At 35.5% G+C, this 15,162-nt stretch carries 16 protein-coding genes; 3 read left to right on the top strand and 13 right to left on the bottom strand.

The genetic code is table 11. From position 1 onward, the window contains the following. Window positions 1–140: 140 nt before the first annotated feature. From ACR9EA_RS08585 to ACR9EA_RS08615, 7 genes are read right to left on the bottom strand one after another with little or no spacing between them, the layout of a single operon-like run. Window positions 141–626, bottom strand: a complete 486-nt coding sequence (locus ACR9EA_RS08585; RefSeq protein WP_435139676.1) for an ABC transporter ATPase — start codon at window positions 624–626, stop codon at window positions 141–143. Further along, window positions 627–1,253, bottom strand: coding sequence for a hypothetical protein (locus tag ACR9EA_RS08590; protein ID WP_435139678.1), 627 nt, complete (start codon window positions 1,251–1,253; stop codon window positions 627–629). Further along, window positions 1,254–2,048, bottom strand: coding sequence for a (Fe-S)-binding protein (locus tag ACR9EA_RS08595; RefSeq protein WP_435139680.1), 795 nt, complete (start codon window positions 2,046–2,048; stop codon window positions 1,254–1,256). It lies immediately after the preceding gene. A gap of 36 nt (window positions 2,049–2,084) precedes the next feature. Further along, window positions 2,085–2,453 (bottom strand): hypothetical protein, encoded by a 369-nt coding sequence (locus tag ACR9EA_RS08600; RefSeq protein ID WP_435139682.1) that lies wholly within the window; start codon window positions 2,451–2,453, stop codon window positions 2,085–2,087. A 7-nt stretch (window positions 2,454–2,460) separates the two neighbouring features. Further along, window positions 2,461–3,768, bottom strand: coding sequence for a 4Fe-4S dicluster domain-containing protein (locus ACR9EA_RS08605; protein WP_435139684.1), 1,308 nt, complete (start codon window positions 3,766–3,768; stop codon window positions 2,461–2,463). Window positions 3,769–3,774: 6 nt separating this feature from the next. After that, complete coding sequence (locus ACR9EA_RS08610; protein ID WP_435139686.1) at window positions 3,775–4,767, bottom strand: MlaD family protein; 993 nt, start codon at window positions 4,765–4,767, stop codon at window positions 3,775–3,777. Window positions 4,768–4,820: 53 nt separating this feature from the next. After that, window positions 4,821–5,936 (bottom strand): N-acetylmuramoyl-L-alanine amidase family protein, encoded by a 1,116-nt coding sequence (locus ACR9EA_RS08615; protein WP_435139688.1) that lies wholly within the window; start codon window positions 5,934–5,936, stop codon window positions 4,821–4,823. Between the two features lie 131 nt (window positions 5,937–6,067). On the opposite strand from ACR9EA_RS08615, the gene ACR9EA_RS08620 reads away from it, so the two are divergent. The 3 genes from ACR9EA_RS08620 (at window position 6,068) to ACR9EA_RS08630 (ending at window position 10,343) form a co-directional block, all read left to right on the top strand. Beyond that, the gene (locus ACR9EA_RS08620) at window positions 6,068–8,773 is read left to right on the top strand and encodes a putative LPS assembly protein LptD (protein WP_435139690.1); all 2,706 of its coding nucleotides are present in this window, start codon (window positions 6,068–6,070) and stop codon (window positions 8,771–8,773) included. 12 nt (window positions 8,774–8,785) lie between these two features. Beyond that, complete coding sequence (locus tag ACR9EA_RS08625) at window positions 8,786–9,166, top strand: RidA family protein (protein WP_435139692.1); 381 nt, start codon at window positions 8,786–8,788, stop codon at window positions 9,164–9,166. A 136-nt stretch (window positions 9,167–9,302) separates the two neighbouring features. After that, complete coding sequence (locus ACR9EA_RS08630) at window positions 9,303–10,343, top strand: GMP reductase (RefSeq protein WP_435139694.1); 1,041 nt, start codon at window positions 9,303–9,305, stop codon at window positions 10,341–10,343. 4 nt (window positions 10,344–10,347) lie between these two features. On the opposite strand, the gene ACR9EA_RS08635 is transcribed toward ACR9EA_RS08630, so the two are convergent. The 6 genes from ACR9EA_RS08635 to pyrR form a co-directional block, all read right to left on the bottom strand. Then, window positions 10,348–11,592: an MliC family protein gene (locus tag ACR9EA_RS08635; RefSeq protein ID WP_435139696.1), complete on the bottom strand. Its 1,245-nt coding sequence runs from the start codon at window positions 11,590–11,592 to the stop codon at window positions 10,348–10,350. 99 nt (window positions 11,593–11,691) lie between these two features. Next, the gene (gene pdxH, locus ACR9EA_RS08640; protein WP_435139698.1) at window positions 11,692–12,342 is read right to left on the bottom strand and encodes a pyridoxamine 5'-phosphate oxidase; all 651 of its coding nucleotides are present in this window, start codon (window positions 12,340–12,342) and stop codon (window positions 11,692–11,694) included. Window positions 12,343–12,349: 7 nt separating this feature from the next. Next, a complete protein-coding gene (locus ACR9EA_RS08645; RefSeq protein WP_435139700.1) occupies window positions 12,350–13,255 on the bottom strand; it encodes a ribonuclease Z in 906 nt (301 codons plus the stop codon). Between the two features lie 3 nt (window positions 13,256–13,258). Further along, window positions 13,259–13,591, bottom strand: a complete 333-nt coding sequence (locus tag ACR9EA_RS08650) for a ribonuclease Z (RefSeq protein WP_435139702.1) — start codon at window positions 13,589–13,591, stop codon at window positions 13,259–13,261. Between the two features lie 3 nt (window positions 13,592–13,594). Continuing rightward, complete coding sequence (locus tag ACR9EA_RS08655; RefSeq protein ID WP_435139704.1) at window positions 13,595–14,524, bottom strand: aspartate carbamoyltransferase catalytic subunit; 930 nt, start codon at window positions 14,522–14,524, stop codon at window positions 13,595–13,597. Between the two features lie 5 nt (window positions 14,525–14,529). Continuing rightward, entirely contained in the window at window positions 14,530–15,069 is a 540-nt protein-coding gene (gene pyrR / locus ACR9EA_RS08660) for a bifunctional pyr operon transcriptional regulator/uracil phosphoribosyltransferase PyrR (protein ID WP_435139706.1), read from the bottom strand. Between the last annotated feature and the right edge of the window lie 93 nt (window positions 15,070–15,162).

Below are 15,162 nucleotides of genomic sequence, written 5' to 3' on the forward strand. Positions count from 1 at the left end.
AATTAGCAGCCAAAATACTATATTTAAAATGAAGTTAAAAAGACTTTAAGATAGTTTTAGAAATTCTGTTAGGGCTCATTTTTACTTACAAACACAAGAACAGAATTTCTAAAAAGTGTCTAGAATTTCATTTGAACGTATTAGCTTAAAAATCGACTATGCCAACTATCTTGTGCCGGGACTTCCCAATTCTCTTTGTATTCTGCTATATTGTTTACCAAATTATTAAACACAATGGTGTTTTTAGATACCGCTTTATCTTTAGCCATTTTTCTGAAATCGGATAAGGTTTTGTAAGCCACAAATTCCCCTTGTTTGTAAGACACGTTCATTTTATCCATTAAATCTACCTGATAGGCCTTCTCTAATTCTTGAATGAAATGCACCGAAGCATCGATAGAACAACCTGATGCCTTATTGAACTCTTGGTTTATGGCAAGCACTATAAAGCGTTTGTATTTAATCTCGTACCCTGCTTTTAAATCGGCACCATGCGCTGTCCAATTGGTAATAAATTCGTTTAATTTATGCGTTATATCTTCGAGTTCAGAATCACTAAACGAGCGGTTGGCCTGATAGATCCAAACTCTAGATGTTTCTGGTAATGTATTAAAATCTACTAACATTTAGTTTACTGTTAACTTAGTTATTATTTTAAAATTTCTGTATTCTTCTATTTTAGAATCAAAAAAATCCTTTTCAACAAAATGAATACTTAAGGTTGATTTTTTTAATTCTTTTTCGTTTTGAAGCCATTGAGCGCCTTCAAAATACTCTAACCACAAAAAGGTGTAATTTCTGCCGCTTGATTTATCTTTTAACGTTAAAACATTAAATTGATTGTCTGTATCTAGCTTTACAAATTTTAAATTATTGAGTCGACTTTCTAAATTGGAAGCATCTATAGGCGCTTCATCTAAATAATTTCCAACAACTAAGGTCATTACATCCGAACACTCGCTCATCATTTTTAAGGCAATTGTTTCTCCAAGTTTTTCTAAAGAATCGCTATCGTCGAACGATATGTTTAAAAGTTCTTGTGCCTGTGGCGAACTCGAATAACTTTCTAAAACACATAAGCCAAAATGCATTTCTAACTTTTCGCGTTGCAGGTTATTTAAGTCTAAATTTTTATTATTTATACAATCGCATGAAGCTTTAGCAATGTCTTGTAAAATAGCTTCTTTGTTTTGTTCTTGCGCACTTACTAGACTTACAGCAAGCAAACACAGTACGGTTAATAGTTTTTTCATTTATAAATTTTGGGCAGTAGCCAGTAATTCGGCTACATCTAATACTGTTACAGTAGCTTCTTTTTCTTTGGCTTTAACACCATCTGTCATCATGGTATTGCAATAAGGGCAACCAGTAGCTATAATGTTTGGATTTGTTTGTAACGCATCTTCAGTTCTCAAAACGTTAATATCTTTATCGCCTTTTTCTGGTTCTTTAAACATTTGGGCGCCGCCGGCACCACAGCATAAAGCAGTTTTGCGGTTACGCTTCATTTCTACTATTTCTACCCCTAAAGTTTGTAATAAAGCTCTTGGTGCTTCGTAAACATTATTGGCACGGCCCAAGTAACACGGGTCGTGAAACGTAATTCGTTTCCCTTTAAACGTATTTTCGTTTTCAATTTTTAACCGACCAGAATGAATGAGCTCTTCTATAAACTGCGTATGGTGCTGAACTTGATAGTGACCTCCTAATTGCGGGTATTCGTTCTTTAAAGTGTTATACGAGTGCGGACAAGCTGTAACGATACGTTTTATCTCATAAGCATTTAAAATTTCGATGTTGGTTACGGCTTGCATTTGAAACAGAAATTCGTTTCCAGCGCGTTTGGCTACATCGCCAGTACAACTTTCTTCGGTGCCTAACACCGCAAAATCGACGTTTGCTTTATTAAGTATTTTAACGAAAGCTCGGGTTATTTTTTTAGCTCTATCGTCGTAACTTCCTGCCGAACCTACCCAAAATAAAATTTCGGGTTGTCGGCCTTCGGCCATACACTCTGCCATCGTTGGCACGTTTAACGTTTCGCTCATGGTATATTATTTTTAAAGACTTTGTAGTCTTAATCTTTAATTATTTAAAATAGAATCTTGCTCTTGTGCCTGTTCTTCTTCAGTTCTAATTCTAGCAAAATCCTTTTTAGATACTCTAATAAATAAGGCATGCCTGTAGGTGCCTTCTATTTGTCTTACATTTTTATCGAACCTAGCTAGGTACGTTCTTCGGAAAGCCTCTTCGCCTACTATATCTTTTTGATAAGCTGTACAATAGTCGCAAAACACTTTTGTAATGCGGATGGCTTCAACCTGCCTGTTGTGATAATCTATTTCGGAATAGACTTTTATTTGTAATGAATCTTTTTGATACCCAACTTGAGCCATGGTGTTTTTAACAAAAAACAGAAAAAGTATCGTTGCTATGGCTGTTGAATATTTCATGCTTCATTTACTCGTCTTTCCAATTTAAACGATCCATTTGGTTGTAAGGCCAAGGCGCTCCGTTGTTTTCTATGTTACTCATCATGTTATTAAGTTCTGTTGGCGCAGCACTTTGCTCCATCACTAAATAACGACGCATATCTATAATTATGGATAATGGATTGATACTAACCGGACAAGCCTCTACACAGGCATTACAGGTGGTGCAGGCCCAAAGTTCTTCGGCTGTAATATAATCGCCTAATAACTGTTTGCCATCGTCTTTAAATTCACCCTTGTTCGCATCTATATTTTTGCCCACTTCTTCTAGACGATCGCGGGTATCCATCATAATTTTTCGTGGCGATAATTTTTTACCGGTTAAATTTGCTGGACATTCGCTGGTACAACGCCCACATTCGGTACAGGTGTAAGCATTTAACAATTGCACCCAATTTAAATCCTGAACATCGCTAGCGCCAAATTTGGCAGGTTCCTCATCATTTTCAGTTGCTTCTGGCATGGCATAAGGATCGGCATCTGGGTCCATCATCATTTGCACTTCCTTAGTCACCGATTCTAAATTATTTAATTTTCCTTTAGGCGCTATACTGCCATAATATGTGTTTGGGAAAGCTAAGAGAATATGTAAATGTTTAGAAAAATACAGATAGTTTAAAAACACCAGAATTCCTACAATATGAAGCCACCAAGCGGTACGTTCTATAGTGTGCAAAGTAGCCTCTGAAAGCCCTTGAAACCAAGGCGCTATAAATTGGCTAATTACATTTCCTGATTGCATGGTTTGAAAGTGTACATCTGTAGCATTCATGACTAAAAACAAAATCATTAACACCATTTCGAAATACAAGATGATGTTACCATCGCTTTTTGGCCAGCCTTTCATCTCGGATTTCCAAAAGCGTTGTAATTTAATGATGTTTCGACGTACCCAAAATACAATAACCGAAACTAAAACTAGAAACGCTAAGATTTCGAAAGTTCCAATTAAAATGCCATAAAACACACCCAATCCAGAAAAAATACGATGAGTGCCAAATAAACCATCAATAATAATTTCTAAAACTTCTATGTTAATGATAATAAAGCCTACATAAACTATAATATGAAGCAGGCCTGCAATGGGGCGTCTTACCATTTTACTTTGGCCCAAAGCAATCATGGCCATATTTTTCCAACGTTGCGATGTGTTATCGCTTACATCTACATCGTGCCCAAGTTTAATATTACGTATTAATGTTTTTACATTTTTAACGAAATATCCAACACCTAAAACAAGAATTACAGCAAATACTATGTTAGAAATTATACCCATACATGATTAATTTTGAGACGTTTCTACATCTACATTTAAACCGCTGTCTTCAACTTGGTTCTGGTCTGCATCGTAACCATTTGGCTTTTTTCCAAATACAGAAAAATGAAAATAACGTTTCGGATTCAATTTTAAATCCTGCAATAATTGTTCTAATTGCAAGGTTGCGCCTTCTAAATTATTATACAAATCGTCGTCCTTTAACAATTTCCCCATCGATCCATTACCTTGATCTAAATCGGTTAATACACCGTTGAACGATGCTAAAGTCTTTTCTATATTCGCTACCATTTCGGAAATATTGGCGGTAGATAACGAATCGGTTAAATTAGAAATATTGGTCGATGCATGGTTTAAATTGTTTAACGTACCGCTTATGTTTTCTTTATTTTCGGTTAAAATACCATTTAACGAATTGGATGTCGCTTTAAAAGATACAATAGTTTCGTTTAATCCCGCTACGGCATCTTTTAAGTTTTGTTTGGTTTTTTCGTCAAAAACATCATTTAAACTCACTAGTAAAGAATCGGCATTATCGGCCATAGCTTCTATTTTTTCTTGCAGCGGGGCTAATTTTTCGCCAACAATGTCTGTTAACCCCGATTTTTTAGATGCTTTTAAATAATCTTTATCTTTAGCAATCTCGGCGTTATCGAATGCGGGAACTATAGCAATCGCTTTACCACCAATTAAACTAGTATCGTACAACTCGGCTGTACTATTTTTAGAAAAAGTGTAATCGTGGTTAATAACCATTTCCACCAACAAACTTGCCGATTGGTCTTCTTGGATTGAAATAGATTTTACATTCCCGATTTTAAACCCATTAACAGTTACAGGTGTAGATGGCGTTAACCCCTCTACATTATCGTAAACCACGTAAAAAATTCTAGAGGAATCCAGTAAATTTTCGCCTTTTAAATAATTAAATCCGAATATAAAAAATATCACTCCGGCTATAACTAAAATAGCCGTTTTAACTTCTCTTGTTATTTTCAAAGTACTGTTTTTAGTTGATAAACAAAATTAGAAATAAAAATATTAGAATACACTTAATTTGATGTTGTTTTTAACACTTTATCTAAATGTATGCGTTCTCCATTTTTATAAGCGACTATAAAACTTGAAGGATATCCCTTTGATTTTGCTTCGGTATGGTACTTTTTTATTTCGGAGTAATTAGAAGTGTTCCCGTAGAAATATTTATAGATTGTACCAGTCTGTTCGCGTGTTACATCGTGTAGGCCTTTAAAATTATAAGCTTCGAGTTCTAGTTTTTTTGAGCTTGCTGCTATTTGCACTCTAAACTCTACGTCGTTATAAATCTCGGCATCATCTTTTTCTAAAGTTACCGTGCTTGTAACAGGTCTTCCTATGTTTTCGCCAATATTTAAGTCTAACGATTTTTTATATTCTAAAATGGCATCTTTAATGGCCTCCGAAATTTCGTTTTGTCCTTTAGACGAATTCAAATAGGCACCTTCACTTTTATTGGTAATAAATCCTGTCTCGATTAAAACACTTGGCATATAAGTATTGTGCATAACCCACAAACTGGCTTGTTTTACACCGCGACTTTTACGGTTTAGTTTGCCTGAAAAGTTGTTTTCTATCATTCCAGCCAATAAAATGCTGTAATCTATGTAATCTTCTTGCATCAATGTTAAGCCAATAAGCGATTCTGGAGCATTTGGATTAAAACCGTCGTAATGCTTTTCGTAATCATCTTCCAGTAAAATCACTTCGTTTTCTTGTTTGGCTACATCAAAATTGCGTTGTGTGTTGGCTACCCCTACTACATAAGTTTCGGTACCATAGGCTTGCGAGTTGTGTGCGTTACAGTGTACAGATACAAATAAATCGGCATCGGCTTCATTTGCAATTTTTGCACGCCCGCGTAAGGTTACAAACACATCGGTTTTACGGGTGTAAATAACTTTTATGTCGGGATTTTTTTCTAACAATTCCCCTATTTTCAGAACAATTTTTAGAGCTACATCCTTTTCTTTAAAACCATATTTTGTAGGTTTCCCCGGATCGTGCCCCCCGTGGCCAGCATCTAATACAACTACAAATTTATTGGCGTTTTGCGCCTTAGTTTCTGATAATGAGTTAGAAAAAAAAGACAGTAAAAAAGATAAGAAAAGTAATAGGGTTTTCGTTTTCATATAGACAATAACTCTTAATACAGTGGTTTATTATTAATTTTTTGTGAATATTAATCAATCACAAAAAATATATGTAATTTTGGCTTTTTTAAATACCAAGCCAGACGGTTACAAAAATACATTTAAAAGCATTGCGTACAAACTACTTTCAAATACTTTTAGCTTTAAGTTTTACAGTGTTTATCAACACCTCTAGCTTTTCCCAAGACATCCCGAAACCCAGCCAGAAAGTTGATCCTATTCCAGAAGACAGCACAAAAGTTGTAATAGATAGTTTACAAACCCGTGAAATATCGGAACAAATACAAGATACCACGCATTTAGATAGTGTTAAAATTAAACAAGAGTTTTTAACCGATATAGTAACCTATTCTGCCAAAGATTACACATCTTTTAACCGTGCCGAACAAAAATTATATTTATACAACGAAGCCGAAGTGACTTACGGAGATATGAATATTAAGTCTGGTATAATTGTAATAGATTATAGTAAAAACGAAGTTTATGCCGGGCGCATAAAAGATACTGCGGGCATATATACGCAGCATCCTATATTTACGCAAGCTGAAAGCGTGGTGGAACCCGATTCAATTCGTTTTAATTTTGATACCGAAAAAGCGTTAATTTTTAATTCTAAAACAGAGCAATCTGGTTTTAATGTTATTGCGCCTATAGTAAAAAAGGAAAACGACTCGGTTATTTTTATGTCTAAAGCGCAGTTTACAACCTCGGAAAATCTGGAAAATCCAGAATATTATTTTAAATCGAGTAAGATTAAATTTGTACCAGATAAAAAAATAGTTGTAGGCCCTACCAATATGGTTATTGCCAATGTACCCACTCCTGTTGCTGTACCTTTTGGTTTTTTTCCGTTAACAGATAAACAAACGTCAGGAATTATTATCCCTAGCTTTGGTGAAGATAATAACAGAGGTTATTTTTTACAAAATGGCGGATACTATTTTGCTGTTAGCGATTATGCCGATTTAACCGTTTTAGGAGATTATTACACCAACGGAAGTTATGGTTTTAGGGTAGAAAGCAACTATGCATTCCGTTATAAATTTAGAGGAAATGTAGGGTTTAGGTACGAGAATTTAATTAGTAGCGAAAAAGGGTTTCCAGACTATTCTAAAAGCACTGTATATAACATTAGGTGGTCGCATAGTCAGGATTCTAAATCTAATCCAACATCGCGATTTTCGGCATCCGTAAACCTTGGTAGTAGCCAGTATTACCAGACCTCTATCAACCAAATTAACACAGGAAACTTTTTAAATAACACCATGTCGTCTTCGGTATCGTATTCTAAAACATTCGAAGGCGAACCCCAGGTCAACTTAAGTGTTACGGCAACACATTCCCAAAATACGCAAACCAAGCAAATAAACATGACGCTTCCTACATTTCAGGGTAGCATGAGTAGGGTTTTTCCGTTTGCTCCTAAAGTAGGTTCTAAAAAAGGCATTATTCATAACATAAACTTTCAATATAGCGCGCGGGCAGAAAATCAAATTCAAACTACCGATTCGCTATTTTTTAAACCACAAATGTTCGACGATGCTAGAGCCGGCGTGCAACACAGTATACCAATTAGTACCAACTTCAAACTTTTTAAACATTTCAGTTTAAGTGCTGGTACCAACTATCAAGAAAATTGGACGTTTAAAACGATTAGAAAATATTACGACGAGGTGCTAGATGATGTTGTTGAAGAAACTGTTAATGGTTTTGATGCTTACCGAACGTATAATTTTAATGCCAGTCTAGGAACCACAATTTATGGAATGTTCGATTTCGAAAAAGAAGGCAAAGACAGCCGTATTAAAGCTATAAGACACGTTATGCGTCCGTCTATCAGCTATAATATAAATCCGTCGTTCGATCAATACTACGACAGTTATGTAATTGATGCCGACGGCAATACTTACGATGAATATTCACGATTTGAAGAGTCGATTTACGGTGCTCCTAATCAAAATTTTTCGAGTTCCTTGGGGTTATCTTTAGGTAACAACTTTGAAGCTAAAGTAAGGGATCGCGATAGCACCGCAACCGAACCTAAAAAAGTAATGCTGCTTAACAATTTAAACTTTTCTACCTCGTATAATTTTGCAGCCGATTCGTTAAGTTGGAGTCCTTTAAGAGTAAGCGGTGGTACCCAAATTTTAGATAATAAAATGAATATAAATTTTGGTGCAACCCTAGACCCTTATGCATTGGATAATAACAATAGAAGAATTAATGTATACAACATTAATAACAACGGGAGTTTATTTAGACTAACCAGTGCGAATATGACGATGAGCTACTCGCTATCCAGTAAAATGTTTGACGGCTCTAAAGAAGAAAAAGAAAATGAAAGGGGAATTCAGGAAAACTTAAGAGGTGGTGGTCGCGACGACGATTTATTTGGGGTGTCTCAGGATTTTTCAGATCAGAGTTTCTTTGATAATGAAAATGAAGATGATGAAGATAAGAAAGATACCGAGTTTTATAAATTTAAAATTCCGTGGACACTTAACCTAGCTTATGCAGTAAACTATTCGAATGCAGCAAGACAGAATGAAATTTCATCGCATTCCTTAATGTTTTCTGGAAATATAGAGTTATCACCGCGTTGGAGTGTTGGTGCTTCGTCTGGTTACGATTTTAAAAATATGGGCTTCACATATACCCAATTGCGTTTAGAACGTGACTTGTTAAGTTGGCGTATGAATTTTAGTTGGGTACCCTTCAGCGCTAGAAAATCTTGGTATTTCTTTATAGGTATTAAATCGAATATTTTAAAGGATATTAAATACGATAAACGTTTACAACCCGATCAACAATTATAACAATAACACAATATGAAAACCGTAATTACAACACCGCACGCTCCTGCCCCTATTGGTCCTTATAATCAAGCTATTTTAAATAATGGTATGTTATACACTTCAGGGCAAATTGCCATAAATCCAGAAACCAACCAATTGGTTTTAGATACTATTAAAGCCGAAACCACACAGGTTATGGAAAACCTAAAAGCAGTTTTAAAAGCCGCCGATATGGATTTTGGAGACGTTATAAAAACATCTATTTTTATAAGCGACATGCATAATTTTGCCGAAATAAATGAAGTATATGGCCAGTATTTTAATGAAGATACTGCTCCTGCAAGAGAAACTGTAGAAGTTGCCAATCTTCCTAAGTTTGTAAACGTAGAAATAAGCGTTATTGCTTGTAAATAAATATACTTATCGTTTAAAGAGTCCAAACTATTAACTAACACTGTTTGTTAATAACATTTGGGCTTTTTTATGTTTATACGTTTTCTTAATATTTCATAACTCGTACTTTTATAAAGTAACTTAAACTTTATGTTAAATGCGAATAGAACACGATATCAAACTAGGCTTTAAAGATGTAATGATAAGACCAAAACGCTCTACTTTAAAAAGTAGGTCGGAAGTAAGTTTAGAACGTGAATTTACTTTTTTGCACAGTACATCTACCTGGAAAGGCATCCCAATAATGGCTGCAAATATGGATACTGTTGGCACTTTTTCTTTAGCGTTAGAATTGGCTAAGCAAGGTTTATTTACAGCCATACATAAGCATTACAGTTTACAGGACTGGTTAGAATTTTTAAGTTCAGCACCTACTAATATTCAAAATTACATCGCTGTAAGTACAGGCACAAGTAAAACTGATGCCGAAAAATTAAAGCAAATTTTCAATGAACACCCGCAATTGCGCTTCATTTGTATAGATGTTGCCAATGGCTATTCCGAACATTTTGTGAAATTTGTAAAGCAAACCCGTAAGGCCTATCCCGAGAAAGTTATTATAGCAGGCAACGTTGTAACAGGCGAAATGGTTGAAGAATTGTTATTGTCTGGAGCCGATATTATAAAAGTTGGTATTGGCCCGGGATCGGTATGCACTACCCGTGTAAAAACAGGTGTAGGCTATCCGCAATTATCGGCAATTATAGAATGTGCCGATGCAGCTCATGGTTTGGGCGGACAAATTATTAGCGATGGCGGTTGTGTTGTTCCTGGCGATGTTGCGAAAGCTTTTGGTGCCGGAGCAGATTTTGTAATGTTAGGCGGCATGCTAGCTGGCCACGAAGAAAGTGGCGGGGAGCTAATTGAAAAGCAAGGCAAAAAATTCAAACAATTTTATGGGATGAGCAGCGAAACAGCTATGAAAAAACATGTTGGCGGCGTTGCTGAATATCGTGCCAGCGAAGGTAAAACCATAACTATGCCCTATAAAGGCAAAGTAATACACACATTACAAGATATTCTGGGAGGACTGCGTAGTACCTGTACTTATGTTGGAGCGCAACGCTTAAAGGAGTTAACAAAACGCACCACATTTATACGTGTTGCCGAGCAAGAAAATCAGGTGTATTCTAAATAGATTATTAATATTCTAAAACTTTGTCGGCTACCAATTGTCTAGCAGCTTCGCCATCTTCTAAAACATATTGAATTTGCTTGGTTTTGCCAGAAGGTTTACCATCGGCGTATATTGGAAATCGCTGAACAAAAGTGCCTTCTACCATAGCAAACTCATCATGACCCTGATACCCTGAATTAATATCTGTAAGCGTACTTAATTCTGGAATATTGATTGCGCTTATAGATTTCCCATTGTTAACAGAATATCCATAAACTTTTCCTTTAGAATCATTTTCGTCTTGGGTGTAAATAAATACTTCAGGATACGTATCGTTATTTAAATCGTCGATTTCGGCATTTACAACAGTTCCTGAAATGGTTTGCACTATCGGGGTATTGGTCTCAGACAGCCCAACTGGGGTTAACTTCAACTGGCCATTAGTTTCTGTTATAAAAAAGATATAATCGTTATAAAATAACGATTTAGCATAACCCGTTTTATCGATTTGATTACGGTCTAACGCACCATTTATTTTAGTGTAAGTATTTGCTAAACTTCCGCCTCCCGAACAATAAAAATTTAGTTTAGAAATATCGGTTTCTGGTTCGGTGCTTATTGCTAATTGGTTATTGGTAAACGACAACACAATATATGTTGCGTTATCTGTTAATTTTAATGTATTAGACGAGGTTACAGTTGCAATACCATCAAAAGTACAGGTTGCATTTTTTTTATCGGCTCTAGAGCGTACAGACACTTTAGCTCTAAAATCGTCTATCGGTTTTATAGTTACCGCAACCCAATCGGCTCCATTATCTTTTTTAGTATAGCTTTCAGACACATAATTCCCGAAATAGATATTGTTAAACGATGGATTTGTAATAGGATCTGCTTTTATTTCAGTAGTTTTTAAATGCCCTTTAGAGACTTCCTTATCGTTATGTAGTAGCATGAATTCATCGTTCTTAGTCCAAAACACCCAGCCTTCACCATCTTCATATTTAACACCACTGGCGCTAGGTACGCGCTTTAAAACATAATCTGTATTCGCTTTTATATCTCTTAAAGTAATCATGCCATCGGCAGAATCTGGATTGGATAACACGTGATATTCATGAGTTTGGTCTGAAGACACATAGATGGTGGGATGATCTGATGCATTCATATTCAATAAAGACGAAGATGTATTTTTAGGCTCATTATTACAAGCAATAAATATGAATAGCGACAAGGCACTACATACTTTTAGAAGTTTATACAGTTTCATGGTTTAAAGATTACGAACGATTAATACCGTATAAAAATACAAAACCCAACACATATAGCGTTGGGTTTTGTTTATAAAATGATAAGATGAATTTATTTTTTAAGGCGATAATCTGTCTTTTTTCCAATTGTAATCGTCTTGTAATTGATAGCGAATGCGATCGTGAAGGCGATTTGGGCGTCCTTGCCAAAATTCCAATTCAACAGGCCTAACTAAAAAACCGCCCCAATACTCTGGTCGTGGTATCTCTTTACCTTCAAAAGTAGTCTCTAATGTTTTTAATTCCTCATCTAAAACATCGCGGCTTGCAATAACTTTGCTTTGGTGCGATACCAACGCCCCTAACTGACTACCTCGCGGCCGCGATTCAAAATAGCCGTCGCTCATATTTTCTGGCAGTTTTTCGGCTTGCCCTTTTATAATAATTTGGCGTTCGGCTTTTGGCCAAAAAAATGACAAACATACATTAGGGTTTACTAATATGGCCTTCCCTTTTTCGCTTTCGTAATTGGTGTAAAATATAAAACCTTCGTAAGTGTAACGCTTCAATAGCACGACTCTACTTTTCGGGTAGCCATCTAAACCCAAGGTAGACACTGTCATGGCATTGGTTTCGTCTTCTAAAAAATGCTGATCGACTTCTATAAACCAACTTCTAAACAATTCTAATGGATTTTCTGGTGTGTCTTCCATTAGCAACTCACGCTTTTCGTAAGATTTTCTGTAAGCACTTAAATCTTGTTCTTCCATAGTTAGTTTAAATTAAAAATGTTTTACCCGCTTCGGCCAATTCTACTGCTTCAAAGTATTCTTGAGCCTCTTCTTTAAACATATTAAGATTGTCGTATCGTGTAGAAAAATGTCCTAAAATTAACTGCGCTACCTTAGCTTTTTGGGCTATACTTGCCGCTTGCTTAGCTGTACTGTGTTTTGTTAGTTGCGCCAATTGCGCATGTTGCTCTAAAAAAGTAGATTCATGATATAAAGCGGTTACGCCTTTTATAATGGGAATAATAGCTTCGGAATAAGCAGTATCGCTACAAAAAGCATAGCTTTTTATAGGTTTAGGTGGTTTTGTAACGGCTTCGTTTTTTATTAAAACCCCATCTTCATTAACAACATCGGCACCTTGCTTTAATTTTCTATAATATGCTACATGAATATTTGCATTCAATACCGCATTCATATCTAACTTACGCTCGCCTTCTTTTTCTTTAAAAAGAAATCCGTTGGTGTACACCCTATGGTTTAAGGGAATGGTATGTACTTCAACTTTATCATCTTCAAAAATAATTTCGGTAGATTTTGAAGTGAGTTCGTGAAAAATCAAGTTAAAATTAGTCCAAGATTTAGCGAGTTTAAGTTGAAGTGTAATTACTTCTTTTATGCCTTTTGGGCCATAAACATGTAAATCTGTTTCTCGGGTTAGTAACCTGAACGTAGAAATTAACCCTACCAAACCATAAAAATGATCGCCGTGTAAATGCGATATAAATATGTGTTTTATGCGATTGAATTTAATTTTATACTTTCTAAGTTGCACTTGGGTACCTTCGCCACAATCGATTAAAAAAATATGATTGTTTATTTCTAACACCTGAGCGGTTGGATGTGTAGAAATTCTTGGTGTGGCACTATGACAACCTAAAATAGTTAATTGCATGTATTAAAATCCTAAATCGCGTTCCATTTCTTCCATTTCAATAATATCGTAAGCTTCTTGCATGGTGGGTACCACTACAATTTCGTCTGGTGTTTCGTCTAAATTAATTTTATCGGAAACAATTACAAACGAATGTTTGGCCTTGCGATGGGTATTAGACACTTGAAGGAACTCGATTATATTTTCTAAAGTGACTTTGTTTAAAGACGATAGATTTACAATAATATTATCGTTTTTAAATTTAGAATACGATGCCTCTATTTTTTGAACTAATTGTATTGGAGATGCTGTTTCTTGGGTAATAATAGTAATATTACCATCGGTATCTAAAATCATAAATTACTGTTTTATTTTTGAAGCTAATAAATATATAACAGCCATTCTAATAGCGACACCATTTTGTACTTGATCTAAAATGATGGCTTGTTTAGAATCGGCAACATCACTCGTGATTTCTACTCCACGATTTATAGGTCCAGGATGCATAATAGTTATCTCTTTATCTAAACTATCAAGCAACGTTTTACTTACTCCAAACTGTTGTGTGTACTCGCGCGTACTAGGAAAATAACTAATGTCCATACGCTCATTCTGTACGCGTAACATATTAGCTACATCACACCATTTTAATGCTTTACGTAAATCTGTTTCAACTTTTACTCCAAGCTTATCGATATACTTCGGGATTAAAGTTTTAGGCCCGCACACCATAACATTGGCGCCTTGTAATTGCAAAGCATAAATATTAGATAAAGCTACGCGACTATGCAAAATATCGCCTACAATAACAACGTTTTTACCTTTAACACTACCTAAACGCTCGCGTATAGAATACGAATCTAATAAGGCTTGTGTAGGGTGCTCGTGCGCTCCATCTCCAGCATTTACAATACTTGCATTTACGTGCTTAGATAGAAATACGCCTGCCCCAGGATTGGGATGACGCATGACTACCATATCTACTTTCATAGACAGAATGTTATTTACCGTGTCTATTAAAGTTTCACCTTTTTTTACTGAAGATTGCCCTGCCGAAAAATTAATAACATCGGCAGATAATCGTTTTTCTGCCAACTCGAACGATAATTTAGTTCGGGTTGAATTTTCGAAAAAGAGGTTTGCTATGGTAATATCTCGAAGCGAAGGCACTTTTTTAATTGGCCTATTGATAACTTCTTTAAAATGATCGGCAGTTTCAAAAATTAACTGAATATCTTGTTTGTTAAGATATTTAATACCTAGTAAGTGATTGACACTTAATTCGCTCATCTTATTTAATTATTTATTAAGTACACAGCATCTTCTTCGCCTTGCTCCTGCCATTGTACTATTACTTTTTCTTTATTGATAGCATCTACTTGTCGACCTCTAAAATTGGGTTGTATAGGTAAATGTCTGCTAAAACGTCTGTCTATTAACGTAAGTAGTTCTATTTCTTTAGGGCGCCCAAAAGATTGTATAGCTGTTAGTGCGGCTCTTATACTACGCCCTGTGTATAACACATCGTCTATAAACACCACATTTTTTTCTTCGACTATAAAACTTATTTCTGTGGTATTGGCTTCTAAAGGTTTTTCGCTTCGCCTAAAATCGTCGCGATAAAAGGTAATGTCTAACAGGCCCAACTTTAGGTCTTTTATTTTGTAGTCTTCCTTTAAAATTTTCGCAATGCGTTGGGCTAAATATTTTCCTCTTGGCTGTAAACCCACTAAAACTGTTTCAGAAAAATCGGTATGTTTTTCTATAAGTTGACAAGCCAATCGATGAAGAATGATGTTTACCTCTGTTGCATTAAGTAACACTTTTTGACTCATATTGTTTCCAAACGTATTTGGTTAACAAAGGTAAGGTAAAATTTTAATACTTGTGTTTTACTTATGGGCAAAACATAAAAAAGCCTTCCAATA

This window comes from Formosa sp. A9 (assembly GCF_051200825.1).
Taxonomy (GTDB): domain Bacteria; phylum Bacteroidota; class Bacteroidia; order Flavobacteriales; family Flavobacteriaceae; genus Formosa.